This is a genomic window from Magnetospirillum moscoviense (genome assembly GCF_001650635.1).
In the GTDB taxonomy this organism is placed as follows: Bacteria; Pseudomonadota; Alphaproteobacteria; order Rhodospirillales; family Magnetospirillaceae; genus Magnetospirillum; species Magnetospirillum moscoviense.
The window spans coordinates 33,647-57,726 of the sequence record NZ_LWQU01000054.1; the positions used below are offsets into that span (position 1 = coordinate 33,647).

General features: G+C 67.2%; 24 protein-coding genes. 6 read left to right on the plus strand and 18 right to left on the minus strand.

What is annotated here, in order from left to right; translation table 11 throughout:
- Positions 1–4 precede the first annotated feature (4 nt).
- Positions 5–2,485 carry an EAL domain-containing protein gene (locus A6A05_RS22055; RefSeq protein WP_068497311.1) on the plus strand — a complete coding sequence of 827 codons (2,481 nt, stop codon included), beginning with the start codon at positions 5–7 and terminating at the stop codon, positions 2,483–2,485.
- The gene (locus A6A05_RS02940; RefSeq protein ID WP_068497312.1) at positions 2,482–3,312 is read left to right on the plus strand and encodes a fumarylacetoacetate hydrolase family protein; all 831 of its coding nucleotides are present in this window, start codon (positions 2,482–2,484) and stop codon (positions 3,310–3,312) included. Before A6A05_RS22055 ends, A6A05_RS02940 begins: the two co-directional genes overlap by 4 nt.
- Here the strand turns inward: A6A05_RS02940 and A6A05_RS02945 are convergent.
- From A6A05_RS02945 to A6A05_RS02985, 9 genes are all read right to left on the minus strand, one after another.
- Complete coding sequence (locus A6A05_RS02945; RefSeq protein ID WP_068497314.1) at positions 3,309–3,791, minus strand: RNA pyrophosphohydrolase; 483 nt, start codon at positions 3,789–3,791, stop codon at positions 3,309–3,311. The two genes, A6A05_RS02940 and A6A05_RS02945, sit on opposite strands and share 4 nt — an antisense overlap.
- Positions 3,792–3,803: 12 nt before the next feature.
- Positions 3,804–5,213 (minus strand): divergent polysaccharide deacetylase family protein, encoded by a 1,410-nt coding sequence (locus A6A05_RS02950; RefSeq protein WP_068497315.1) that lies wholly within the window; start codon positions 5,211–5,213, stop codon positions 3,804–3,806.
- A gap of 7 nt (positions 5,214–5,220) precedes the next feature.
- Positions 5,221–6,576 carry a S41 family peptidase gene (locus A6A05_RS02955; RefSeq protein ID WP_068497317.1) on the minus strand — a complete coding sequence of 452 codons (1,356 nt, stop codon included), beginning with the start codon at positions 6,574–6,576 and terminating at the stop codon, positions 5,221–5,223.
- Positions 6,573–8,021, minus strand: a complete 1,449-nt coding sequence (locus tag A6A05_RS02960; RefSeq protein WP_245644170.1) for a murein hydrolase activator EnvC family protein — start codon at positions 8,019–8,021, stop codon at positions 6,573–6,575. Before A6A05_RS02960 ends, A6A05_RS02955 begins: the two co-directional genes overlap by 4 nt.
- Positions 8,011–9,549, minus strand: a complete 1,539-nt coding sequence (gpmI, locus tag A6A05_RS02965) for a 2,3-bisphosphoglycerate-independent phosphoglycerate mutase (protein WP_068497319.1) — start codon at positions 9,547–9,549, stop codon at positions 8,011–8,013. Before gpmI ends, A6A05_RS02960 begins: the two co-directional genes overlap by 11 nt.
- Positions 9,550–9,577: 28 nt before the next feature.
- Entirely contained in the window at positions 9,578–10,159 is a 582-nt protein-coding gene (locus A6A05_RS02970; protein WP_068497320.1) for a DUF6624 domain-containing protein, read from the minus strand.
- Positions 10,160–10,257: 98 nt separating this feature from the next.
- Complete coding sequence (locus tag A6A05_RS02975; RefSeq protein WP_068497322.1) at positions 10,258–11,031, minus strand: DODA-type extradiol aromatic ring-opening family dioxygenase; 774 nt, start codon at positions 11,029–11,031, stop codon at positions 10,258–10,260.
- A 22-nt stretch (positions 11,032–11,053) separates the two neighbouring features.
- Entirely contained in the window at positions 11,054–11,419 is a 366-nt protein-coding gene (locus A6A05_RS02980; protein ID WP_068497325.1) for a MarR family transcriptional regulator, read from the minus strand.
- 90 nt (positions 11,420–11,509) lie between these two features.
- Positions 11,510–12,901 carry a leucyl aminopeptidase family protein gene (locus tag A6A05_RS02985; RefSeq protein ID WP_068497368.1) on the minus strand — a complete coding sequence of 464 codons (1,392 nt, stop codon included), beginning with the start codon at positions 12,899–12,901 and terminating at the stop codon, positions 11,510–11,512.
- 117 nt (positions 12,902–13,018) lie between these two features.
- Here A6A05_RS02985 and A6A05_RS02990 point away from each other — a divergent pair, with 117 nt between their 5' ends.
- Positions 13,019–13,651: a glutathione S-transferase family protein gene (locus A6A05_RS02990; RefSeq protein ID WP_068497328.1), complete on the plus strand. Its 633-nt coding sequence runs from the start codon at positions 13,019–13,021 to the stop codon at positions 13,649–13,651.
- On the opposite strand, the gene A6A05_RS02995 is transcribed toward A6A05_RS02990, so the two are convergent.
- The 5 genes from A6A05_RS02995 to A6A05_RS03015 all read right to left on the minus strand — a co-directional run bounded on the left by A6A05_RS02995 (position 13,629) and on the right by A6A05_RS03015 (position 18,291).
- A complete protein-coding gene (locus tag A6A05_RS02995) occupies positions 13,629–14,621 on the minus strand; it encodes a magnesium transporter CorA family protein (protein WP_068497330.1) in 993 nt (330 codons plus the stop codon). The genes A6A05_RS02990 and A6A05_RS02995 overlap by 23 nt on opposite strands.
- Positions 14,622–15,215 carry a hypothetical protein gene (locus A6A05_RS03000; protein ID WP_068497332.1) on the minus strand — a complete coding sequence of 198 codons (594 nt, stop codon included), beginning with the start codon at positions 15,213–15,215 and terminating at the stop codon, positions 14,622–14,624.
- 72 nt (positions 15,216–15,287) lie between these two features.
- Positions 15,288–16,205, minus strand: a complete 918-nt coding sequence (gene hslO / locus A6A05_RS03005; RefSeq protein ID WP_068497334.1) for an Hsp33 family molecular chaperone HslO — start codon at positions 16,203–16,205, stop codon at positions 15,288–15,290.
- On the minus strand, positions 16,202–17,137 hold the full coding sequence (gene argF, locus A6A05_RS03010) for an ornithine carbamoyltransferase (protein WP_068497336.1): 936 nt from the start codon (positions 17,135–17,137) through the stop codon (positions 16,202–16,204). Before argF ends, hslO begins: the two co-directional genes overlap by 4 nt.
- A complete protein-coding gene (locus A6A05_RS03015; protein WP_082910654.1) occupies positions 17,134–18,291 on the minus strand; it encodes an aspartate aminotransferase family protein in 1,158 nt (385 codons plus the stop codon). Before A6A05_RS03015 ends, argF begins: the two co-directional genes overlap by 4 nt.
- Before the next feature lie 218 nt (positions 18,292–18,509).
- Between A6A05_RS03015 and A6A05_RS03020 the strand changes: the two genes are divergently transcribed.
- On the plus strand, positions 18,510–19,535 hold the full coding sequence (locus A6A05_RS03020; RefSeq protein ID WP_068497339.1) for a glycosyltransferase family 4 protein: 1,026 nt from the start codon (positions 18,510–18,512) through the stop codon (positions 19,533–19,535).
- Positions 19,536–19,623: 88 nt separating this feature from the next.
- Complete coding sequence (locus A6A05_RS03025; RefSeq protein ID WP_068497341.1) at positions 19,624–20,163, plus strand: hypothetical protein; 540 nt, start codon at positions 19,624–19,626, stop codon at positions 20,161–20,163.
- A gap of 151 nt (positions 20,164–20,314) precedes the next feature.
- Here the strand turns inward: A6A05_RS03025 and A6A05_RS03030 are convergent, their stop codons facing one another.
- The 4 genes from A6A05_RS03030 to A6A05_RS03045 form a co-directional block, all read right to left on the minus strand.
- Positions 20,315–20,644, minus strand: a complete 330-nt coding sequence (locus tag A6A05_RS03030; protein WP_068497370.1) for a YnfA family protein — start codon at positions 20,642–20,644, stop codon at positions 20,315–20,317.
- An 83-nt stretch (positions 20,645–20,727) separates the two neighbouring features.
- A complete protein-coding gene (locus tag A6A05_RS03035; RefSeq protein WP_068497343.1) occupies positions 20,728–21,690 on the minus strand; it encodes an OmpA family protein in 963 nt (320 codons plus the stop codon).
- A gap of 153 nt (positions 21,691–21,843) precedes the next feature.
- Positions 21,844–22,689 carry a CDP-diacylglycerol--serine O-phosphatidyltransferase gene (gene pssA, locus A6A05_RS03040; RefSeq protein ID WP_068497345.1) on the minus strand — a complete coding sequence of 282 codons (846 nt, stop codon included), beginning with the start codon at positions 22,687–22,689 and terminating at the stop codon, positions 21,844–21,846.
- Positions 22,689–23,375 (minus strand): phosphatidylserine decarboxylase, encoded by a 687-nt coding sequence (locus A6A05_RS03045; RefSeq protein WP_068497347.1) that lies wholly within the window; start codon positions 23,373–23,375, stop codon positions 22,689–22,691. The genes pssA and A6A05_RS03045 overlap by 1 nt, the downstream gene beginning before the upstream one ends.
- A 170-nt stretch (positions 23,376–23,545) precedes the next feature.
- Between A6A05_RS03045 and A6A05_RS03050 the strand changes: the two genes are divergently transcribed.
- Entirely contained in the window at positions 23,546–24,034 is a 489-nt protein-coding gene (locus A6A05_RS03050) for a hypothetical protein (protein ID WP_068497349.1), read from the plus strand.
- Positions 24,035–24,080 lie beyond the last annotated feature (46 nt).

Below are 24,080 nucleotides of genomic sequence, written 5' to 3' on the forward strand. Positions count from 1 at the left end.
AAAGATGGGCGACCGCACCCCGTCGAGGACGGTCCTGGTTGTCGAAGACAATCCCGGTGATGCCCGCCTTGTCGAACTTTTCCTGATCGAGGATCCGTCGCGGCCGTTTCTGGTCTTCAAGGCCGAGACCTTGGCCGGTGCGCTGGAATCCCTGGCGGCCCGGCCGGTCGATGTGGTCCTGCTGGACCTGTCGCTTCCCGATTCCTTCGGGTTGGACACCCTGGCCCGGCTGCGCGGCGCCTTCCCGCTGATTCCGGTGGTGGTGCTGACCGGCACCGACAACGAGGCCCTGGCCCTGGAAGCCCTGCGCCAGGGCGCGCAGGATTACCTGGTCAAGGGCCAGGGCGATGGCGATCTGGTTCGCCGCTCGATCGGCTATGCCATGGAGCGCTTTCGCGGCGAATTGGCGCTGAGATCCTCGGAAGCGCGCTTTCGTGCGGTGTTCGAAAGTGCCGGCATCGGGGTGGTGACCAGCACGCCGGACGGCCAGATCAACAGCGCCAACCCCGCCTTTTGCGAAATGCTCGGCTATGACGAGGCCGAGCTGCGCACCTTTTCGGCGGTCGACATCACCCATCCCGACGACCGCGCCGCCAGCCGCGAGCTTTACCGCGAACTGGTCGAAGGCACCCGCGACCGTTATCACTTCACCAAGCGCTATGTCGCCAAGGATGGCCGCCACGTCTGGGTGCGCCTGACGGTGACGGCGGTCAAGCTGACCTCGGGGCAGCTTGATTTCTCGATCGCGGTGATCGAGGACATCACCGAGAAGAAGCGCCTGGAAGACCATATGCGGCTTGCCGCCACGGTGTTCGAGAATTCCGGCGAAGGCCTGTTCGTCACCGATTCCGACAGCCTGGTCATCCATGTCAACGCCGCCTTCAGCGACATCACCGGCTATCAGGCCGCCGAGGTGATCGGCAAGAACCCCCGGATTTTGGCTTCGGGCCGTCACGACCTGGCCTTCTACGAGAAGATGTGGTCCGACCTGACCAATCAGGGCCGCTGGCAGGGCGAGATCTGGGATCGTCGCAAGGATGGCGAGATGTTCGCCAGTTGGGAAAACATCGCCGCCGTGCGCGATTCGGAAGGCGTGTTGACCAATTACGTCGCGGTGATCAGCGACATCACCACCCGAAAGCAGGTCGAGGAGCGGTTGTCCTATGCCGCCAACCACGATCCGCTGACCCGCCTGCCCAACCGCACCCTGTTCCAGGAACGCCTGGGCCGGGCGATGGCGCGCGCCCAGCGCAACCAGGCGCTGGTCGCCTTGCTGTTCATCGATCTCGACCGCTTCAAGCAGGTCAACGACAGCATGGGCCACCTGGCCGGCGACATGCTGCTGCAGCAGGTGGCCGAGCGGTTGACCGGCTGCACCCGCCAGGGTGACACGGTGGCGCGCTTGGCCGGCGACGAGTTCACGGTGATCTTGGAAGACATCGACGAGCCGCGCGACGCCGCCATCGTCGCCCACAAGATCCTGCACCGTCTGGTCGAGCCGTTCGACCTGGGTGGCGAAGGGGCGCAGATCAGTTCGTCGATCGGCGTCGCCCTTTACCCATCGGATGCCGCCGACGCGCAAGGCCTGATCAAGCTGGCCGACGAGGCGATGTACCGGGCCAAGCATATGGGCCGCAACCGTTGCCAGTTCCATTCCCTGCAGGTCAACGCCCAGGCCTTCGAGCGCCTGGCCCTGGAAGCCTCGCTGCGCCACGCCATGGAGCGCGACGAGTTCGAACTGGTCTATCAGCCGATCTTCGACTTGGCCAGCGGCCGGGTGGCGGCGGTCGAGGCGCTGTTGCGCTGGCGTCACCCGGAAGTGGGTACTCTGGTTCCCGCCCAGTTCCTGCCGCTGGCCGAGGAAACCGGCCTGGTGCTGGACATCGGCGCATGGGCGCTGACACTGGCCTGCGGCCATGCCGTGGCCTGGCGCAAGGCCGGCTATCCCGACATGGAACTGCATATCAACCTGTCGGGACGGCAATTGCGCGAGGGCCAGTTGCTGGCCGGGGTCGCCCTGGCGCTGGAAGATTCGGCGCTGCCGCCGCAGGCCTTGGTGCTGGAAGTGCCGGAAACCCAGGTGGTCGATCGCGGCCCCGAGGTCCAGGCCCTGTTCCAGCGCATCGCCGCCCTGAATCTCGGGCTGTCGATCGATGAATTCGGTTCGGGCTATTCCTCGTTCGCCTTCCTGCGCGGTCTGGGGGCCAGCTCGGTCAAGGTGGCGCAGGCCTATGTCCGCAGTGCCGCCTCGGTCGGCGACGATGCCGAGATCGTGTCGGCCATCGTCGCCTTGGCGCGCGGGCTGCACATGGCAGCCACGGCGCCCGGGATCGAAACCGCCGAGCAACTGGATTTCGTCATCCGTTCGGGCTGCAGTCGCGGCCAGGGTTTCCTGCTGGCGCGGCCGATGACCGTCGATGAGATGGCGGACTTCCTGGCCAAGGGCGATCTGCCGGTCGCCCTGAAGAAAAGGCTGGAAGCATGAAGCTGGCGCGGTGGGGGGCACGAGGCGCCGAGCGGCCCGGCCTGATCGACGCCAAGGGAAATCTGCGCGACCTGTCCGGCCATTGCACCGACCTGACCCCCGACATGCTGGCCGCCGACCGGCTGTCCCGTCTGGCCGCCCTTGATCCGGCCAGCCTGCCCCTGGTCCCAGGCGAGCCCCGCCTGGGGGTGCCGCTGGACGGCATCGGATCGATCATCGCCATCGGCCTCAATTACCGTGACCATGCCGCCGAAACCGGCCTGGCCCTGCCGGCCGAACCGGTGGTGTTCTCGAAGCACCGCAGCTCGCTGGCCGGGCCGTACGATCCCCTGGCGATCCCGCCCGGAACCGAGAAGCTGGATTGGGAAGTCGAACTGGGGGTGGTGATCGGCAATGCCGCCTGGCAGGTATCCGAGGATCAGGCCCTGGATCACGTCGCCGGTTACTGCACCGCCAACGACGTCTCGGCGCGCGACTGGCAGATCGAGCGCGGCGGCCAATGGATCAAGGGCAAATCCGGTCCCGGCTTTTGCCCCTTGGGTCCGTGGCTGGTGACCAAAGACGAGGTGGCGGACCCGCAGGCGCTTTCGCTGTCGACCCACGTTGATGGTCGGCGCAAGCAGAACGGCACCACCGCCGACATGGTGTTTCCGGTGCGCGCCCTGGTCGCCTATCTGTCGCGTTTCATGGTTCTGGAAGCCGGCGACGTCATCGTGACCGGCACCCCGGCCGGGGTGGGACTGGCCACCGGCCGTTACCTTTATCCCGGCGCGGTGATGGAGGTCGAGGTCGCCGGCCTGGGCCGCCAGCGGGTGGTGGTGGGTTAAACTCCGATCCCGGCGAACTCGGCCACCACCTGATCATAAAGCGAGCGCTTGAACGGCACGATCAGGGCCGGCACCTCGGCCAGCTTCATCCACCGCCATTCGGAAAATTCCGGATGCTCGGTGTCGATGTCGATGTCGGAATCCGCGCCCAGGAATTTCAGGGCGTACCATTTCTGCCTCTGGCCGCGAAAGCGACCCTTCCACACCTTGTCGGCCAGATCGGGCGGCAGGTCATAGGATATCCAGTCGCGGCTTTCGGCGATCACTTCGGCCTTGTCGGTGCCGATTTCTTCCTTCATCTCGCGCAACGCCGCCGCCAGCGGTTCCTCGTCCTCGTCGATGCCGCCTTGCGGGAATTGCCAGGCCGGTTCCTTGGTGTCGATGCGCCTGGCGGTGAAGACCAGGCCTTCGGCGTTGAACAGCACCAGGCCGACACCCAGGCGATAGGGGCGCTTGTGCAACGGCAAGGGTTTGCTCATGGGGCCGTCCTCTTATGGTTTGACCACCGAGCTGACCGGAGCCAGGACGATGTTGTGGTCGGGGAACTTGTCCATCCAGCCGAGCAGGCGGTCGAAGCTGACCGGGCGGGCGTTGATGGCCACTACCGCCCGGCCCATTTCCTTGGCCGCTTCGCTGGCCTGGATCTGGCGGGCCTCGATGGCGTTGCGGTATGGCTCGGCATCCAGCTGGCCGGCCAAGGCCGCCATCGGCGGCTTGGGCTCGCCATTGCCGCCGTCGCCGACATAAAGCAGGCCACGATCCTTCAAGGCGGTCAGCACCAGACCGATCTGCTTGGACCGGGTGAACGGGCCGTCGGCGGCCCACACGCCCACCGCGCCCGGCGCGCGGGCCAGCACCTTTTCCAGCCGGGCGATGATTTCTTCCGGCGGCGTGGTGACCATCAGACCCAGTGGGCCGGGGTCGCGGGCCGGAAAGCCCGACATCTCGACCGGCAGGGCCACCATCACCTCGTGGCCGGCATCGCGGGCGCGCTTGATCAGCTTGTCCAGGCCCGACGCATAGGGGCTGAACACCAGGGTCATGTCGGCCGGGGTCTTGGTGATGGCGGCGTCGGTGCCTTCCTTGTCCATGCCCAGGCCGACCACCATCACCGCCATGCGGATCTTGTCGGAGGCCGCGTCCCACGGCCGCGCATAAACCTTCCAGGCCTGCTTGCCGTCCTGGCCGATCACCGGCAGCGGCCCGTTGGGGCTTTGGCGCAGCAAGGTCTCGACCGGCGCGGGCGGCAGCGCTACCGGCTTGGCCGCCGGCACCGGCAACGAGGCGAAGGTCGGCAATTGGTCGGCCGGGCGGGGCGTCGGCGCGGCAGGGGTCAGGCTGGCCAACGGCGGCGCCGGGGCGGCGACCACCGGCGGTGGCGGGGCAGGCGGCGCGGCATGGCCGTTGGCCTTACCGTTGGTGCCGTTGACGGGGGCAGGGGGCGGGGCCACGACCGGCGGCGGCACCGCCGGCAGCTCGACCACCGGGGCGACGGGCGGCGCGGGCACTGGCGGCGGCGGCGGTGTGAGGGCGGGCGCTGCGGGCGGCTCGGGGGGCGGAAGTGCCGCGATCCCGCCCGGCGGGGTCAGAAGGCCGCCGGGATTGGTCGGGCCGCTGGGCGCCGGTTCGGGTGGTTTGCCGTCAGGGCCGGGGCCGTCGCGACCGGGCAATTGAATCGACAATTGCGGCCGGTCGGCGACGTCCAGGGCGGCGATGACGTCCCTGGTATCCATGTTCGAGACGAAGTAACCGACGGTTCCCAAGCCGCCACCCAGGACCAGGATGAGAAGGACCATGACCAGCCGGCGCCAGCGAATGGGCCGGCTGGGCGGCGCCTCGTCGATTCCGACCGGGCGAGCCGCGATAAAGCGGTCGATCTGGTCCTCGTCCAGGGTGTCCATGGAGCGATCAGTTGCCCTGTGGACGATAGAGCGACAGGCCGCGGATCAGATCCAGGGCGCGGGCCAACTGGTAATCCTGGGCCGGGTCGCCCATCTTGATCACCGCAGGCGCCCCGCCCTTTTCCTTTTCCTTCTCGGGTTCGGGCTGCGGCGCCGGCTTGGCGGCACCCTCGGCCGGTTTGGCATCGGGGGCTTCCTTGCCGTTCTTGGCCGGGTTCTGCAGGGCGTTCCTGAGGTTGGCCTCGGACCGGCGCTCGCGTTCGGGCACGTTGATCGGCTCGACCTTGGACTGCAGGACCTTGATGTCGGGTTCGATGCCGACCGCCTGGATCGAGCGGCCCGACGGCGTGTAATAGCGCGCGGTGGTCAGGCGCATCGAGCCATGGCCGGGCAACGGGATCAGCGTCTGCACCGAGCCCTTGCCGAACGAGCGGGTGCCCAGCACCAGGGCACGGCGATGATCCTGCAAGGCGCCGGCGACGATTTCCGAGGCCGAGGCCGAACCGTCATTGACCAGCAGCACAAGCGGCAGGCCATCGACGATGTCGCCCTGCTTGGCATTGAAGCGCTGTGTGTCCTCGGCCCGGCGCGAGCGGGTCGAGACGATCTCGCCCTTGTCCAGGAAGTCGTCGGACACCGCGATGGCCTGATCCAACAGGCCGCCCGGATTGTTGCGCAGGTCGATGACGAAGCCCGACAGCCCCTTGCCGATGTCCTTCTTCAGCTGGCCGACGTGCTTCCTGAGATCGGCATCGGTGGTCTGCGAGAATTGGGTGATGCGGACATAGCCGATATTGCCCTCGGCATGGGACCGCACCGTCTGGATCTTGATGACGGCGCGGGTCAGCTTGACGTCGAACGGCTCGACCGAGGCGCGGCGCACCGTCAGCTTGATGTCGGTATTGACCAGGCCGCGCATGCGATCGACCGCTTCCGACAGGGTCAGGCCCTGCACCGGCTCGCCGTCGAGATGGGTGATGAAGTCGCCCGGCTGCAGGCCGGCCCGATAGGCCGGGGTGTCGTCGATGGGCGACACCACCTTGACCCAGCCGCTTTCCATGGTGACTTCGATGCCCAGACCGCCGAACTCGCCCTTGGTGCTGACTTCCATGTCGCGGGCGTTCTTGGCGTTCAGATAGCTGGAATGCGGGTCCAGCGACGACAGCATGCCGTTCAGGGCCGCCTCGACCAGATCCTCGTCCTTGACCGGCTCGACATAGTCCGAGCGGACCTTTTCGAACACCTCGGCGAACAATTCCATCAGCCGATAGGTTTCCTTGCGCTCGGCGGCATGGGCCGGGACCAGGGACGACGTCGCCAGCCAGGCAGTGGTGCCGGCGGCCAGAAGCACTTTGCGAATCATCCGCTACCCTTATTCTTTTGTGCCGTGAGCCAAGGCAACGGGTTGACCGGCTGCCCCTGGCGGCGCAGCTCGACATATAAAGCGGGTCTGGCCTCGTCCTGCCCCATGACGCCGACGGGCTCACCCGCAGCCAGACGCTGGCCGACGGTTGCGTCGATTCGGGCCATCCCCGCAAGGAGCGTATGATAGCCCTCGCCGTGTTCGATGATCAAGAGCAGCCCATAGCCGCGGAACGGACCGGAAAAAGCGACTTGGCCGTCATGGGGGGCGATGACCTGGGCGCCCTGGCGGGTGCCGATGGTCAGGCCCTTGGAAATCACGCCGACCTCGTTGGGCTGGCCGAAGCGGCCGACCACCGTACCGCGCGCCGGAAACGGCATCTTGCCTTGGGCGGCGCCGAAGGACGGCATGGTCTGCGGGCGGGCGGCGGCGGCCTCGCGGGCGGCGGCTTCGGCGGCGGCCACCGCCTTGTGGGCGGCCAGTTCGGCGGCGCGCGCCTCGGCCTGGGCACGGATCTCCGCCTCGCGGGCGGCCCTCGCTGCGGCCATTTCGCGTTCCTGGCGTTCCTTTTCGGCGCGCCGGGCGGCGGCCTCGGCCTCGCGGGCGGCCTTCTGTGCGGCGATTTCCGCCTCGCGGGCGGCCTTTTGCGCGGCGATCTCGGCCTCGCGCGCGGCCTTTTCGGCGGCGACCTTGGCGGCGGCCTCGGCCAGACGGCGCTGGCGTTCCTCTTCCAGGCGGATCAGCAATTCGCGCAGATCCTCGGCCTCGCCGGCCAATTTGCGCATGCGCGCTTCCGACGCCTCGGTCTCGGCCAGGGCGACGAACTGGATGGCGCTTTTTCTCTCCCACAGGCTCTTCAGGCGCTTGTGCTCGCCGTCCAGGCGGATGGCGGTGTTGCCGATGCGGGCCTTCTGGTCGTGGATGTCGGCCCGCAATCGGCCCAGCATGTCGATCTCGCCCTTGAGGTCCTGGACCGAGCGTTCGATCTGCGGCACCGCTGCGCGCAGCAAGATGGCCGACCGCACGGTGTCGGCCGGGCTTTGCGGCTGGGCGATCAGGGCGTCGGTGGGGCGCCAGGCCAGGCGCTGCAGCGCGGTCAGCACGCCGGTCATCTGGCTAGCTCGGCGCTGCAGGGCGCCGGCGCGGTCGATCTCGGTGACCTTCAGTTCTTCCAGCTGGCTTTCCAGCTCGGACAGCAATTCCTCGCTTTCCTGGGCGGCGCGGGCGGCGGCGACCATGTCCGAGCGGATGCGGCCCAGCTCTTCCGAGATTTCGCGGGCCTTCTTCTTGATCTCGTCATGCTCGGTCCGGCTTTTGCGCAACTGGTCTTCCAGCTCGCGCAGGCGGCGGTCGGCGGCGATGGGATCGGGGCTGGACTGGGCAAGCACGGGGCTTGCCCCGCCCGCCAGCAGGATCAGGATGGCAAGGGCGAGCCTAGCCGCCAAGCAGGGACGTCCCGGTCATGTCGGCCGGCTGGGGCAGGCCCAGCAGGGCCAGCAGCGTCGGCGCCACGTCGGCCAGGCGACCGTCCTTCAGCCCGCCCACGCCTGGGGGCGGGTTGACCAGCAGCGCGTCCACCGGCCCGGTGGTGTGGGCGGTGTGGGGCTGGTGGGTCAAGGGGTCGGTCATCTGCTCGGCGTTGCCGTGGTCGGCGGTGACCAGCATGGTGCCGCCGGCCGCCTTGATGGCCGTTTCCAGCTTGGCCAGGCAGGCATCGACGGTCTGGGCCGCCTGCATCGCCGCCGCCAGGATGCCGGTATGGCCGACCATGTCGCCATTGGCGAAATTGGCGACGATCAGGTCGTACTTGCCCGATCCGATCGCCTCGGCCATGCGGTCGGCGACCTCGGGCGCGCTCATTTCCGGCTGCAGGTCGTAGGTGGCGACCTTGGGGCTGGGCACCAGGATGCGGTCCTCGCCGGGATAGACCTGCTCGCGCCCGCCATTGAAGAAGAAGGTGACGTGGGCGTACTTCTCGGTCTCGGCGATGCGCAGCTGGGTCAGGCCGGCGTTGGACGCCACCTCGCCCAGCAGGTTGGTCAGCGTCTCGGCCGGGAACAGGCAGGCCAGGAACGCGTTCAGATCCTTGGAATATTCGGTCAGGCCCAGGCGGGCGGCGAAGCTTGCCAGCCGCTCGCGGGCGAAGCCGTCGAAAGCAGGATCGACCAGGGCGTGCAGGATCTCGCGGGCGCGGTCGGCGCGGAAATTGCCCATCAGCAGGCCGTCGCCATCCTTCATGCCGCCAAAGCTGCCGATGGTCACCGGCAGCATGAATTCGTCGGTCTTGCCGGCATCATAGGAAGCCTGGATCGCCGCCAGCGGGTCGGCGGCGTTGGGGGCCCGGCCCAGCATCATGGTGTCGAAGGCCAGTTGCACGCGGTCCCAGCGCTTGTCGCGGTCCATGGCGTAGTAACGCCCGGCCACAGTGGCGACGCAGACGTCGTGGCCGGCGATATCGGCCAGGAACCTGGCCATGAAATCCTTGGCCGAGGAAGGCGGCGTGTCGCGGCCATCCAGGAAGGCGTGCACCTTGACCGGGACGCCCTGGCCAGCGATGGCCTTGGCCAGGCCGGCCAGATGATCCTGGTGCGAATGGACGCCGCCGGGGCTCATCAGCCCCATCAGGTGAAAGGCGCCGCCCTTGGCCTTGACGGCGGCCACGGCGGCCTGGAACACCGGATTGGCCACCGCCGAGCCGTCGGCGATGGCGGCATCGATGCGCGGCAGGTCCTGCATCACCACCCGTCCGGCCCCCAGGTTCATGTGGCCCACTTCCGAATTGCCCATCTGGCCTTCGGGCAGGCCGACCTGCAGCCCCGACGTCGCCAGCAGGGCGCGCGGGCAGGTGGCCATCAGGCGGTCCCAGGTGGGCGTATCGGCCAGGGCGATGGCGTTGTCGGTGGGATCGTCGCGATGGCCCCAGCCATCCAGGATGCACAGGACGACGGGGCGGGGGGCGTGGGTCTTGCTCATGGAAACCTAGTGTACTGGATGTGGCGATTTATCTCCACCCCACCTCGTGGGCGAAGTCGGCCAGGGCGTGCTGGCGATGCAGCCACTCGGCGGCGGGATGTTCCTGGCTGGCGGCGGCCTCGGCCTCGGCCTGGGCCAGAGCCTGGGCCAGCGGCGGCAGTCCGACCTTGGCGCGGCGCTGGTCGACGCTTTCCTCGGCATCGATGGGCAGGGGGGCCAGGTGGCCGTCCTCGTCCCAGTCGAGCTGGGTGCCATAGATCTGCGGGCGGCCTTCCAGCACGCGGATGCGGTCTTCCAGCATGGCGGCGTGGCGGGCCGGAATCTCGCCCCGGTTGGCGGCCATCTTCATATGGGTCAGGCAGCGGCGCTGAAAGGACGGCCGCGACATGGCGTTCAAGGCGATCAGGAAGGCGGCTTCCAGGGCGTCGTCACCGATCTCGTCGGCGGTGGGCCAGCCCTCGTCGTCGATGGCCAGTTCAAGCTCGCGGGCGTTGGCTTCGTGGATGGCCCGGATTTCCGGGTGATAGCCTTCGAGCAATTCGCCCGACAGCGCCAGCCGATGGCGCAGTTTGCTCTCCTGCTCGGCCAGTTGCAGCAGATGGTCCCGCAAGGTGGTTCGCCTCCTCACCGCGGTAGGGTCGCACCCGCCCGAAAGGGCGGTATGTGCGCTTTAGCGCTTTTCGCGCCCGCCGTCCACGAAGAAGTTGGTCAATCCCACTGGAAGCAATCCAGCCGCAGCACCGGGCCGTCGGATTCGGCGAACAGCCGCCGTCCGCGTCCGCCGCCGGCCGCCATTGCCACCGGAAGCGGCAGGAAATGCTCGTCGGTCGGGTGGCAGCGGTCGGCGAAGGGGGCCTTGCCCCAATCGGCCATGGCGGCCAGATCGCCGGCCTTGATGCGTTCGCCCACCCACTCGGCGAACAGGTCGGCATAGCCGAACGGCATGTCCAGCGGCATGGTGCTGTAATCGCTGAGATTATGGGTGATGCCGCCGCTGCCGATGATCAGCGCACCCTGGTCGCGCAAGGGGGCCAGCGCGCGGCCGACGGCTAAGTGGTGATAGGCGTCGCGGCCCGGCTGCACCGAGATCTCGATGACCGGAATTTCGGCCTCGGGCCACATCAGTGCCAACGGGCACCAGGTGCCGTGATCGAGATGGGGGCGGTCCTCGGTCTGGACGGTCAGGCCGGCGGTGCGCAGCAAGGCGGCGGCGCGGGCGGCCATCGGCGGGTGGCCGGGGGCCGAATAGGCGATGTCGTACAATTCCTTGGGAAAGCCGAAGAAATCCCGCAGCGTCGCCGGCTTGGCGGCGGTCGAGACCCGCACCTCGGGCGTGGTCCAATGGGCGGTGACCGACACGATGATGTCGGGCCGGGTCAGGCTTTGCCCCAATTGCTGCAGAAAGGTCCGGTGCGGGCTGTCCTCGATCAACACCAAGGGCGAGCCGTGCGACAGGAACAGGACCGGTTGGCGGAAGGTCATGATGGCCCGCCCGTTATGGCGCTCAGGTCTGGGCTTCTTCGTCACCGGCGGTCGCGGCGGCGGTGACGATCATGTCGCCGAACTCGCGCAGATAGACCGAGCCCTTGACGGTGCGCTGCACCAAGACCGAGCGGCGATCCGTCTCGTCGATCTTACGCTTGATCAGCCCCAATTCCGAGAGCCGATCGAGCGCGCGGGTGATGGCCGGCTTCGAAACGTTCAAGGTGATGGCCAGGCCCCGCACGGTGTGCGGCGGCGGCGTCAGATAAACGGTCAGCAGCAGGGCCATCTGGCGCGCCGAAAGATCGGGGCCGTCGCGGCGCACGCTCTCGACGATCGCGCCTCGCCACAGATCAAGCGCCTGTACTGCCTTCAACTGGAAGCCCATGACCCTGCCTGTTCATTCCGCCGACGAAACTTCTACCCGAGGAAACCCGCGCCGACAATGGCCCTCGTGAGGATTGATGCGGGAATTTGGTTAAACAATCGTTCCAAAGCGGGCCAGGATCACCGCGAAGATGGCGCGAATGGCCATCGCCTCGCCGCCGTCGGGCCGTCCCGGCCGGCTGGCCCCGTTCCACGCCATGATGTCGAAATGGGCCCAGGGGATGCCCGAGCCTACGAATTCCTGCAAGAACAGGGCGGCGGTGATGGCCCCGGCATGGGGACCGTCCGAGACGTTGGACAGGTCGGCCACCTTGCTGTCGAGCATGCGGCGATAGGGCTTGTGGAGCGGCAGGCGCCAGATGGGGTCGTGCTCGTCCTCGCCGGCCCGCATCAGATCGGCGGCCAGCAGATCGTTGTTGGAAAACATCGTGGCGATGTCGGTGCCCAGCGCGGTGCGGGCGGCGCCGGTCAGGGTGGCGATGTCGATCAGCAATTCCGGCTTCTCGCGCGAGGCCTCGGCCAAGGCGTCGGCCAGGATCAGCCGGCCCTCGGCGTCGGTGTTGCCGACTTCGACCGTCAGCCCCTTGCGGGTGGAAAGCACGTCCAGCGGCCGCATGGCATCGCCGCCGATGGCATTCTCGACCGCCGGGATCAGGACGCGCAGCCGCACCGGCAGGCGCGCCGCCATCACCATCGAGGCCAGGCCCAGCACATGGGCGGCGCCGCCCATGTCCTTCTTCATCAGCTTCATGTTGCCGGCGGCCTTGAGGTCCAGGCCGCCGGTGTCGAAGCACACCCCCTTGCCGACCAGGGTCAGGCGCGGCGCCTTGTCGTCGCCCCACACCAGATCGATCAGGCGCGGCTGGCGCGGATGGGCGGCGGCCTTGCCCACCGCGTGGATGGCCGGATAATTCTCGACCAGCAGCCCGTCGCCGACGATCACCCGCACCCCGGCCCCGAAGCGCGAGGCCAGGGATTCCGCCGCCGCCGCCAGGTCGGCCGGCCCCATGTCGGCGGCCGGGACGTTGATCAGGTCGCGCACCAGGGCGGTGGCGTCGGCCATGGATTCCACCAAGGCGCGGTCGCAGCCTTCGGGCCATACCAGGCGCGGCCAGGTGCGGTCGGGCTTGGTCTTGTAGCGGCCGAAGACATAGGTGGCCAGGACCCACGACAGGGCCAGCCAGCGGGCGGCCTTGGGCTCGGCCGGCTCGGCCAGGCGGTAAAGGCCGACCGGCAGGCGTGCCGCCAGGGCCGCGCCGACCCACGGATCCTCGTCCTCGCCAAGGGTCGCCAGCACCATCGACAGCTTGCCGTCGGCACCGGGGACCAGGCTGATCGAGCCGGGCTCGGCCTGGAACGCGGTCGTTTCGACCCAGGATCGAACAAACTGCGGCTGCAGGCCCAGCCAGACGGCCAGCTCGGACTTGCGGATCAGGCGGATCGGCACCGATCCGGCAGCGTCGTCGGTCAAATGGTCGGTCAGCGGCAAGGCTTTGTGTCCCGTTCGGCAGGTGGTGTCCTGGAAGATGGCGAAAACGGTTGCGCTTGGAAAGGGCCGCTGGTCAGATTGTGCGTTCGTCGTTCGAAAAAAGGCAGACCCATGAGCGCGCGCCCGACCCTGATCATCGGCACCAAGCAATTTTCCTCGTGGTCGCTGCGGCCGTGGCTGGCGGCCAAGATGGCCGGCATCGCTTTCGACGAAGTGGTGATCGCCCTGCGCCAGCCCGACACCAAGGCCAACATCATGCAGCACTCGCCATCGGGCAAGGTGCCGTGCCTGATCGATGGTGACCTGGCGGTGTGGGACAGCCTGGCCATCTGCGAATATCTGGCCGAGCAAGTGCCGTCCTTGTGGCCCGAGGACCGGGCCGCCCGGGCGGTGGCGCGCGCGGTGTCGGCCGAGATGCATTCCGGCTTCCAGAACCTGCGCAATTTGTGTTCGATGGACGTGCTGTCCGATCTTCCGATGGCCGAGATCGCCCCCGAACTGGCCCCGGAAGTCGCCCGGATCAACGCCATGTGGACCGATTGCCGCACCCGTTTCGGGCTCAGTGGGCCGTTCCTGTTCGGCCGTTTCTCGGTGGCCGACGCGATGTATGCGCCGGTGGTCACCCGCTTCAAGACCTATTATCTGCCGCTCGAGCCGGTGCCGGCGGCCTATGCCGACGCGGTGATGGCCCTGCCGGCCATGGCGGAATGGATCAAGGGGGCTACAACCAGCCCTTCCGTTTGAAGATCCAATAGGGCAGGACGGCCGCCGCCACCATCAGGGCCAGGGCGAGGGGATAGCCCCAGGGCTTGTCCAGTTCCGGCATGAAATGGAAGTTCATGCCGTAGATGCTGGCCACCAGGGTCGGCGGCAGGAACAGCACCGCCACCACCGAGAACAGCTTGATGATGTGGTTCTGCTGGATCGAGATCATCCCCAGCGTCGCATCCAGCAAAAAGCCGATCTTGCCGTTCAGGAAGTCGGAATATTCCGACAGGGATTGCAGGTCGCGGGCGATGGTCTTGACCCGGGTGGTGGCGTCCTTGCCGCCCAGCACGTCGCTGGCCGAGGCCAGATACGACACAACCCGGCGCAGGCCCAGGATGGTGTCGCGGGACTTCGACTGCAAATCGCCGCCGCGGCCGATGGTCCTGAGCATCACTTCCAACTCGCGCGCCGACGAGCGGCGGCGGCTGCGCACCGGGGTCGGCTGGTGGAAGATGCGGTGCGAGAAGCCGTCCAGTTCCAGCGCGATCCGTTCCAGCACGTCGGCCATGCGATCGACCAGGGCTTCCATGATCTGCAGCATCAGGTCGCCGGCCCCGGCCGGGCCGGGTTTGGCGCGTTCCAGTCGGCCCATGAAGCCGGCCACCGCCTGGGGTGTGGCGTAACGCACGGTGATCAACCGCTTGGGCATCAGCACGAAGGTCAGCGAGATGTTTTCCGGGTTGAAGCCGGTGGAATTGGTCAGGACCGGGGTGGTCAGATAGATCACCTCGCCCTGGCGCGAGATACGGCTGGACACCTCGATCTCGGCCATTTCCTCGCGGGTCGGCACCTCGATGCCGGTCAGCCGCTCGACGGCGGCCTCTTCCTCGGGGGTGGGGGCCAGCAGGTCGATCCACAGGGCGTCGTCCGCCCCTTGCTCGGCGGTCAGGACTTCCGGCCCGCCACGGCTCAGGCGGGCTTGGCCGCTGTGGTAGACGGTCAGCACCTACTCGGCGACCCAGCGGCTGAGATAGGACTTGATCAGCCCTTCCATCTGGGAATCGATGTCGCGGATCAGGGCGTCGGTGACTTCAAGCATCACGCGGTCGCGTTCGTTGAGGCTGACCCCTTCCGGCACGGTGCGCGAGCGGGTGGCGCGGGCCAGCACGTCGGCGATGGGGAAGTGGCGGTCGTCAAGAATCTGGATGGCGACATCCAGCACGGCGTCGTAACGTTCGGCCTGCTCTTCCTTGAACATGCCGGTGAAGCTCTTGTCGGTCTTCAAGGCGACCTCGACCACGCGGGCGTCCTTGATCAAAACGCGCGCAGCCCCGGTGCGGCCCATCGGCCGGATGCGGTCTTGCGCCCAGCGCACGGTAGCCGCCTCGGGACTGATCGGCATGAGATGCTCGACATTGGGGCGCTTGCCCGGGCTTTGATATTCCGGAACGATTTCCAGTTGGCCGACATTCAGCGTGATCGGCCGTTTGTCGGCAAAGCTGATCTCCGGCAGCTTCTGGACGGTCGGCTTGGTTTCGCAAGCCGACAGCGCGAACAGGGCGAGGGCGGCGATCATCAGGCGCGAGCCACGGACGAACATGCTGGAACATTCCCGGCTAGGGTGGTGAATGCGCCATTCTGGCAAAGCTTGGCCGGCTTGGCGATGATGATTTTAAGGCGTCTTGCCTTTGGTCGGCGGCATGTAGGCCTGTTCCAGCTCGCCGTCGCCGAAGGCATAGTCGGTGCGGCAGAATTCGCAGGTGATCACCACCTTGCCGGACTCGTCCTTCAGGGATTCGATTTCGACCCGGGGGATCGAGCGCAGCATGCGCGCCACCGCCGCTTCCGAGCAGCGGCAGCGGGCGTGCAGTTCCTTGGATTCCCACACCTGCAGGCCTTCGGCATGGAACAGGCGATGGACCAGTTGGGCCGGGGGCAGCGCCTCGTCCAGCAGTTCGGCGCGGGTCAGGCTTTTCATCAAGATGGTGGCGGTGCGCCACGCCTCACGCGAATCGTCGGCGGTCAGGATCGGCGCGCCGGGCTGGTCGCCGGGCATGCGCTGGATCATCAGAACGGCGGCCAGCCAGCCCTTTCCGTCGGTGCCGGGCCGGGTCTCGACCCGGACCTCGGTGTCCAACTGCTCGGACTGGGTGAAATATTCCTTGGCGCAGTCGGCCAGGCTGGCGCCCGACAGTTCGACGATGCCCTGATAGCGCTCGATCTTCAGGCCCTGATCGACGGTGAAGGCCAGATAGCCCTTGCCCAGCAGGGCGCCGATGCTGGAGTCGGGGGCGCTGTCCAGTCGCTCGGGATCGAAGCGGGCATAGCCGCGCAGGTCGCCGGTGCTGGTGACGTCGGCCACCACCAGCGACACCGGGCCGTCGCCCTGGGCCTGCAGGGTGAACAGCCCGTCATATTTCAGCGAGCCGGCCAGGATGGCGGCCAAAGCCAGGGTCTCGGCCAGCAAGGCGGCGACCCGGTCGGGATAATGGTGGCCCTCCAGGGCCTTGTCGATGGCTGTGCCCAGCCGGACCAGGCGGCCGCGAACCGCGCCCGCCCCTACCGCGAACGGCAGGATCAGATCGGTCACAGAAGGCACCAGGACATGATGCCCTTCTGGACGTGCAGCCGGTTCTCGGCCTCGTCCCACACCACCGATTGCGGGCCGTCCATCACCGGGTCGGTGACTTCCTCGCCGCGATGGGCCGGCAGGCAATGCATGAACAGGGCGTCGGGGGCGGCCTGGGCCATCAGCGCCTCGTTGACCTGGTAAGGCGCCAGTAATTGGTGACGGTTGCCGTCGGTGCAGCCCATGCTGACCCAGGTGTCGGTCAGCACCAGATGCGCGCCCTGGGCGGCGGCCTTGGGATCGGCGCCCAGCACGACGTTGCCGCCATTGTCCCGGGCCCAGGCGACGACGTCCCCATTGGGGGTCAGCTCCGGCGGGCAGGCCAGGCGGATCTCGAAGCCGAAATGGGCCGAGGCCTGAATCCAGCTGGCGGCGACGTTGTTGCCGTCGCCGACCCACGCCACCACCTTGCCGTCCAGCGAGCCGCGATGCTCCTCGAAGGTCATGATGTCGGCCATCACCTGGCAGGGATGGGTGTCGTCGGTCAGGCCGTTGATCACCGGCACGGTGGCGTACTGGGCCAGATCGTGCAGCTTCTGGGCATCGTCGGTGCGGATCATGATGGCATCGACATAGCGCGACAGCACGCGGGCGGTGTCGGCGACGGTCTCGCCCCGGCCCAATTGCGAATCGCCGCGGGCCAGCACGATGACGTCGCCGCCCAGTTGCTTCATGCCGGCCTCGAACGACACGCGAGTGCGGGTCGACGGCTTCTCGAAGATCATCGCCAACAGGCGGCCGGCCAGCGGCTTGTCCTTGCCGAAGGTCTTCTCGCCCCGCTTGTAGGCGGCACCCAGATCAAGGATGCGGCGCAGGGTCTCGGTGTCGAAGCGGTCCAGATCCAGGAAATGCCGGGTCTGTCCGGCGCGCGGCCGGCCAGGGGTCACGGTCATGGCTTCACCTCGGAAAGGGTGCGGTCAAGGATGGAAAGCGCCTCGAGGGTCTCGGCCTCGCCGATGATCAGGGGCGGCAGCAGGCGCACGACGTTGTCGCCGGCGGGAATGGTGATCAGGCCGTTGGCCATCAGCTTGGCGACCAGATCGGTGTTGGGGATCCGCGCCTTGAGGCCCAGCATCAGGCCCAGGCCGCGCACGGTCTCGATCACGGTCGGGTGGCTGGCGCACACCCGGTCCAGGCCGGCGCGCAAGGTGGCGCCCATCGCCTCGACCCGGGTCAGGAAGCCCGGCTCGGCCATGACGTCCAGCACGGTTTCGGCCACCGCCATCGCCAGCGGGTTGCCGCCGAAGGTCGAGCCGTGGGTGCCGGCGGTCATGCCCGAGGCGGCCTTCTCGGTGGCCAGGCAGGCCCCGACCGGGAAGCCGCCGCCCAAACCCTTGGCCAAGGCCATGATGTCGGGGGCGACGCCCACATGTTCGTAGGCGAACAGCCGGCCGGTGCGACCCATGCCGGTCTGCACCTCGTCGAAGATCAGCAGCAGGCCGAACTCGTCGGCGGTGGCGCGCAGGCGGCGCAGATAATCGGGGTCGCCCGGCACCACGCCACCCTCGCCCTGGACCGGCTCGACCAGGATGGCGCAGGTCTGGCCGGTGATCGCCGCCCTGAGCGCATTCAGGTTGCCGAAGGGGACATGCACGAAGCCGGGCATGGCCGGGTCGAAGCCCTTCAGGTGCTTTTCCTGGCCGCCGGCGGCGATGGTCGCCAGCGTGCGGCCATGGAAGGCGCCGGTGGCGCAGATGATCTGGTTGCGTTCGGGCTGGCCGGCATCGTGATAATGCTTGCGCGCCATCTTGATGGCGCACTCGTTGGCCTCGGCGCCCGAGTTGCAGAAGAACACGGTGTCGGCGAAGGTCTTGGCCACCAGCTTGGCCGCCACCCGTTCCTGGCCCGGCACCCGGTACAGGTTCGAGCAATGCCACAGGGCGGCCGCCTGATCGGTCAGCGCCTTGACCAGCCGGGGATGGCAATGGCCCAGCGCGTTGACGGCGACGCCGGCGCCGAAATCCAGGTAACGTCGGCCGTCGGTCGCCCACAGCCAAGCTCCCTCGCCCCGTTCGAAGGCGATATCGGCGCGTGCGTAGGTCGGCATGACGACTGGTATCAAGGTCCCTCTCCCCAACAGCAAAGCCGAAACCCTTCGTCTCAACTGACGATCTGGGCCGGCGCGTTGAAAAGGAAAGGCGCGAATATCCTCTTAACACCCCGGTCTGTCAACAGTTTGGGCAAGCGATCGTCACCTAAACGTCACTGGCGATTGCCGCCCACTCGGCCTAGCCATGTCCTGGTTCAACCATCCGGGCAAGGGTCATGCGGATCTGTATCGTTTCCGACGCTTGGGCGCCGCAGCGCAACGGCGTGGTGCGCGTGCTGGAAAGTCTGGCGGCGACCCTTACCAGCCATGGCCACCGGATCGACATCATCCATCCCGGCCTGTTCGTCCAGGTCCCCTGTCCCAGCTATCCGGAAATCCCCCTGGCGCTGTTTCCGTCGCGCAAGCTTGGGCGCCTGCTGCACCAGATCGCCCCCGACGCCATCCACATCGCCACCGAGGGACCGCTGGGCTGGGCGGCCCGGCGTTGGTGCCTGGCTGGCGGATATCCCTTCACCACCGCCTATCACACCAAGTTCCCCCATTATGTCCGCGCCCGCACTGGGGTGCCGCTGTCTTGGCCCTATGCCCTGATCCGGCGGTTCCACGCCCCGTCGCGGGCGGTGCTGTGCCCGTCGGATTCGGTGCGGCGCGAACTGGGCGAATGGGGCTTTGCCAACGCGGTGCCGTGGGCGCATGGGGTCGATGCCTGCCGCTTCCGCCCCCAGCCCAAGGACTTCGTCAAGGTGGCGCGCCCGCTGTTCCTTTATGTCGGCCGGGTGGCGGTGGAAAAGAACCTGCCGGCCTTCCTGGGCCTGGACCTGCCCGGCACAAAGATGGTGGTGGGCGACGGGCCGGCCCGCGCCGGCCTGATGCGCCGTTTCCCCGACATCGACTGGCGCATCGCCAATGGCGACCAGGAATTGTCGCGCTATTTCGCCGCCGCCGATTGCTTCGTCTTTCCGTCTCGCACCGACACATTTGGCCTGGTGATGCTGGAAGCCCTGGCCTCGGGCGTGCCGGTGGCCGCCTTTCCGGTGCCGGGGCCGCAGGATGTGCTGGGGAACGCCCCGGTGGGCGTGATGAAGGAAGACCTGAAGACCGCGGCCCTGGAGGCCCTGACCATATCGCCAGAACGCTGCCGGGCCTATGCGCAGACCTTCTCGTGGGACCGGGTGGCGACGGAATTTCTCACCAGGCTGTGCGTAATTGCGCCATTGTCTTGCAACCCGGCTGCGGAATAAGCGACACTGCGCGGGCTTCAAAAAACCAGTACCACAGGGGGGGCTGCCTTTGCGCCGTATCACCACCAGCGCCGCGCTTGCGGTTGCGATGTCCGCCGTCCTCGTCGCTCCGGCCCTGGCCAAGCCGCAATGCTATTCGGCGCAGGAAATCCGCGCGATGCAGCTGCGTCAGGTGCAGGTCGAACTGATGGTCGGCGCCCTGAAGTGCCAAGACCCGCAAATGGGGATGCGCGACAAGTATTCAACCTTCGTCAACCGCTTCAACGCCAACATCAATTCCAACGCCAAGGAATTGCGGGCGATGTTTTCTCGTCAGGGCACGGGCGAGCGGGGGTTGGACCGGTACATGACCGGCCTGTCCAACGACGCCTCGATGCGGGCGCTCCATGTCGAGGATTATTGCGGCGAGATCGGCGAGATGTTCGACAAGGCCTTGTCGATGAAGCCGACGGAATTGGGCACCTGGGCCGCCGATACGGTGGCCAAGCCGGTGGCGGCGGTGTCGTGCTCGGCTCCGGAAAAAGCCAAGCCGGTGCAGCAGGCCAAGGCCGAGGTGGCGCCGCAGAAGGCCAAGGCGGCCGGTCCCGACAAGAAGGTCGAGAAGAAGAAGACCGACGGCAAGAGCTGACGGGCGCCCCTCCCGCAGGGTGTAACGCCGCGCTAGTGTCCTGCCCCCGAAATTCGCATAGCGAATTACGGAGAAAAGCAGGCCACCAACTTTTTGAATTGTGTGGTGATTCCGATGTCCGCATTCTGATGCGAACTTCGGAATCACCACACTACGCCCCACCGCGCGGCCCCCAGACGATGACCATGGCCCCGGCGATGCAGATCGCCGCGCCAAGGGCGTCCCAGCGATCCGGGCGCGCCCCTTCGATCGCCCACATCCACGCCAGCGACGCCAAGATATAGACGCCGCCATAGGCGGCAAAGGCGCGCCCGGCGAAATCAGCCTCGACCCGGGTCAGAACCCAGGCGAATAGGGCTAGGCTGGCCAAACCCGGGGCCAGCCACCAGACCGGCTTTCCCAGCCGCAGCCAGGCCCAGAAGGCGAAGCAGCCGGCGATCTCGGCGAAGGCCGCCACGATATAGGCTGGAATGGGACCCATGCGGCCATAGTCCACCATTGTTCAGACAGAAAAAAACCCCCGGCCGAAGCCGGGGGTAATTTCATGCGAACCGTTTCTGCCGATTAGGGCAGGACGATCTCGACGCGGCGGTTCTGCGGCTCGCGCACGCCGTCGGCGGTGCTGACCAGCGGAGCGCTCTCGCCCTTGGCGACGACCGAGATCTGGTTGGCCGGGATACCCTGCTTGACCAGGGCGTCCTTGACCGCGTTGCCGCGCTTCAGGGACAGGGCCTGGTTGTACTTGTCCGAGCCCGAGCGGTCGGCGTGACCGGTCAGATCGACCTTGGTGGCGTTGCCGGCCTTGGTGGCGGCGGCGGCCTGGGTGATCACCTTCGAAGCTTCGGGGGTGATGTCGGCCTTGTTGAAGTCGAAGAACACGATGAAGTTCTTCAGCGGAGCCGGGGCCGGCTTGGCGACCGGGGCCGGAGCTGGGGCAGCGACCGGGGCCGGAGCCGGGGCCGGAGCGACGACCGGGGCCGGCTTGGCGAACTTGTAGGTGAAGCCGACCAGGATCGAGTGGTTGTCGTAGTCGGATTCGCCGGCATTGGCGGTGCCGACATCGGCGTCCAGCGAAGCGAAGTAGCGATACTGCGCCTTCAGGGCCCAGTTGGCGTCGACGTCGTAGGCGACACCGGCGATGCCCTGGTAGGCGAAGGAATTGTCCGAGTTGCGGGCGTTGTTGCCGGTGAAGTCACCGTCCAGCCAGGCCCAGCCGATACCGGCGCCCAGGAAGGGGTGCCACTTGCTGTTCGGCATGAACTCGTAGATGCCATTGATCATGGTGCTCCACGAGTCGATCGAGTCGTTGGCGCGGTAGCCGCCTTCGAATTCGACCTTCGGGCCGCCGAAATTGTAGCCGACCTGAGCCAGACCAACCCAACCCCAATCGGAATCGGCGCCGGTCGACGAACCCGGGTCCTGCATGTAGTTGGTGCCGGCGTCAGCGCCGACATACCACTGGGCGTTGGCGGCGACCGGCAGAGCGGCCAGCACGCCGGCGACGAGAAGCGACTTCATGGTGCGCATGGACTATAGCCTTCCTTTAAAAGAACGGGGCTGATTCAAAACTATTGCAGGCGTTCTACCTGAGGTCAGGAGCGCAAGCAAGCGGGCAAACGAACCAGCGGACTGTTTCACGGCTTACCGTGGCATTTTGGCAACGCTGTTGCGAGTCGCCGATTAGGAATTCGATGTCGGTTGGTCATCGGGGGGTTCGGCGGCGGCCTCGGCCACTTTTTCGGCCTCGCGCTTCAGGCGATGGAAGGCGCGGATGCTGAGCGGAATCAGGCCGATATAGCCGATTCCGATCACCGTCAGGGTCAGCCACGGCTCGGTGACCAGGAAGGCCGCCAGCGCGCCGACCACGATCAGCATCGGCAGCACCCAGGCATTGGGAACGCGGACCTTCTTGAACGAGAAGGTCGGGATGGTGCTGACCATCAAGAACGAGACGCCGGCCAGGAACACGGTCGCCACCGACGGGCCGGCGAACAGGGCCGGCCCGAACTCGAAGCTGGCGACCATCGGCACCATCACCAGCCCGGCGGCGGCCGGTGCCGGGATGCCGGTGAAGAAGTTATAGGCATAGGGCGGCAGGTCGGCCTGGCCGATCATGGTGTTGAAGCGGGCCAGGCGCAGGCCGCAGCAGACGATGTACAGCAACACGATGGCCCAGCCCAGGCCGCCGGCGGTCTGCATGGTCCACAGATAAAGCAGGATGGCCGGGGCGACCCCGAAGCTGACGAAGTCCGACAAGGAATCCAGCTCGGCGCCGAATTTCGAGGTTCCCTGCAGCAGGCGGGCGACGCGGCCGTCAAGCCCGTCAAGGATGCCCGCCAAAAGGATCGAGGTCACCGCCTGCGGCCATTGCTCGTTCAGGCCGAAGCGGATCGAGGTCAGGCCGGCGCACAGCGCCAACAGGGTCAGGATATTGGGGATCAACCGGTTGATCGACAGGCCGGGAATCCGCGGCGGGCGCAGCCGGTGGGCGCGCTTGCGGCGGCCTGGCTGGCGCGAGGCGAACATCAGCGGACCTCGCCGGCCCGGTCAGGCTCGACCGAGTCGAGGTCGGCCAGCACCGTCTCGCCGGCGATGCAGCGTTGGCCCGGGGCCACCAGGGAATGGGTGCCCGGCGGCAGATAGACATCGACGCGCGAGCCGAAGCGGATCAGTCCGAAGCGCTCGCCGGCCTTCAAGGTGAAGCCTTCCGAGACGTCGCACTTGATGCGACGGGCCACCAGGCCGGCGATCTGCACGAAGGCGACCGGGCGGCCATCCTCCATATCGACGCGCAGCGCCATGCGCTCGTTTTCCAGCGCCGCCTTGTCCAGCGCAGCGTTGACGAACTTGCCGGCGTGATAGGCCAGCTTGACGACGCGGCCGGCGACGGGCGAGCGGTTGATGTGAACGTCGAACACGCTCATGAAGACGCAGACGCGGGTGCGCGGCTCGTCGCCCATCTCCAGTTCCGGCGGGGCCTGCACCTGATCGACGGCGCAGACCACGCCGTCGGCCGGGCTGATCACCAGGCCGGGGCGGGTGGGGGTGACGCGGTCGGGATCACGGAAGAAATAGGCGCACCACAAGGTGGCGGCGCCGCCCAGCCAGCCCAGCGGTCCCCACAGCAGGCCCAACAGCACCGCGGCCAGGGCGAACAGGGCGACGAAGGGCCAACCCTCCTTGTGGATCCGAACCAGGATGTAGCTGGCCATCGATATGGTTTTGGGTTGCACGAAGAACCTCGTCCCTGTCACGTATTTCATGGTGCGCGCGCCAGCAGGCTGGCGCGCGCACCTTAACTCGGATCGCGCCCGAGTTCGCGGTTTTTTTCCGACCGGCCGTCGTGTTACTGTCGTGGCTTCGTGAAACAGCCGTGACGCCCATGTCGGAAATCAAGCATGTCGTGATCGGCGGAATGTATCTGCCGCTGGATGTCGAGGCCCTCGAATCCCTGCCCATCAATCCTGGTGGGGTCATCCAGTTCACCTTCCTTTACGCCAATATCAGTTTCGCCGCCCGCTACGACGAAGGCGAGCATGGCGGCCGTCTGCGGCTGGTCGGCGATGTCGGGCCGCTGCCCTATTCGGCGGAATCGCCCGAGGCCCGGGCCGGGTTGGCGCAGATCATCCGCGCCGCCAACGACGTGCTGGGTCCGTGTTTCCGCACCGCGCAGGGGCGGATCCTCTTGGGCGCCGACGCGTCGATCGCCCGTCCGGTCACGGCGGTCAGCCTGATCGCCCAGGTGGCGGCCAGCCTGATCCCGGCCAAGCCGTATCTGGACGTGATTTCGGTTTACGTTCGCCCGCCATTGGAAATGGCCCGGCCCGGCACCAGCTCGGTCCGCCCGGAATGGCGGCGCCGCCGGGCATAGGGGATAGGCGGGTTTTCCGATCCGACGCGGTCGGATCGGAAAATAC

Coding starts and splice junctions, on each gene's coding strand:
- A6A05_RS22055 (WP_068497311.1), top strand. CDS start 5: ATGGGCGACCGCACCCCGTCGAGGACGGTCCTGGTTGTCGAAGACAAT.
- A6A05_RS02940 (WP_068497312.1), top strand. CDS start 2,482: ATGAAGCTGGCGCGGTGGGGGGCACGAGGCGCCGAGCGGCCCGGCCTG.
- A6A05_RS02945 (WP_068497314.1), bottom strand. CDS start 3,791: ATGAGCAAACCCTTGCCGTTGCACAAGCGCCCCTATCGCCTGGGTGTC.
- A6A05_RS02950 (WP_068497315.1), bottom strand. CDS start 5,213: ATGGACACCCTGGACGAGGACCAGATCGACCGCTTTATCGCGGCTCGC.
- A6A05_RS02955 (WP_068497317.1), bottom strand. CDS start 6,576: ATGATTCGCAAAGTGCTTCTGGCCGCCGGCACCACTGCCTGGCTGGCG.
- gpmI (WP_068497319.1), bottom strand. CDS start 9,549: ATGAGCAAGACCCACGCCCCCCGCCCCGTCGTCCTGTGCATCCTGGAT.
- A6A05_RS02975 (WP_068497322.1), bottom strand. CDS start 11,031: ATGACCTTCCGCCAACCGGTCCTGTTCCTGTCGCACGGCTCGCCCTTG.
- A6A05_RS02980 (WP_068497325.1), bottom strand. CDS start 11,419: ATGGGCTTCCAGTTGAAGGCAGTACAGGCGCTTGATCTGTGGCGAGGC.
- A6A05_RS02990 (WP_068497328.1), top strand. CDS start 13,019: ATGAGCGCGCGCCCGACCCTGATCATCGGCACCAAGCAATTTTCCTCG.
- A6A05_RS03000 (WP_068497332.1), bottom strand. CDS start 15,215: ATGTTCGTCCGTGGCTCGCGCCTGATGATCGCCGCCCTCGCCCTGTTC.
- argF (WP_068497336.1), bottom strand. CDS start 17,137: ATGACCGTGACCCCTGGCCGGCCGCGCGCCGGACAGACCCGGCATTTC.
- A6A05_RS03015 (WP_082910654.1), bottom strand. CDS start 18,291: ATGCCGACCTACGCACGCGCCGATATCGCCTTCGAACGGGGCGAGGGA.
- A6A05_RS03020 (WP_068497339.1), top strand. CDS start 18,510: ATGCGGATCTGTATCGTTTCCGACGCTTGGGCGCCGCAGCGCAACGGC.
- A6A05_RS03025 (WP_068497341.1), top strand. CDS start 19,624: ATGTCCGCCGTCCTCGTCGCTCCGGCCCTGGCCAAGCCGCAATGCTAT.
- A6A05_RS03030 (WP_068497370.1), bottom strand. CDS start 20,644: ATGGGTCCCATTCCAGCCTATATCGTGGCGGCCTTCGCCGAGATCGCC.
- A6A05_RS03035 (WP_068497343.1), bottom strand. CDS start 21,690: ATGCGCACCATGAAGTCGCTTCTCGTCGCCGGCGTGCTGGCCGCTCTG.
- pssA (WP_068497345.1), bottom strand. CDS start 22,689: ATGTTCGCCTCGCGCCAGCCAGGCCGCCGCAAGCGCGCCCACCGGCTG.
- A6A05_RS03045 (WP_068497347.1), bottom strand. CDS start 23,375: ATGGCCAGCTACATCCTGGTTCGGATCCACAAGGAGGGTTGGCCCTTC.
- A6A05_RS03050 (WP_068497349.1), top strand. CDS start 23,546: ATGTCGGAAATCAAGCATGTCGTGATCGGCGGAATGTATCTGCCGCTG.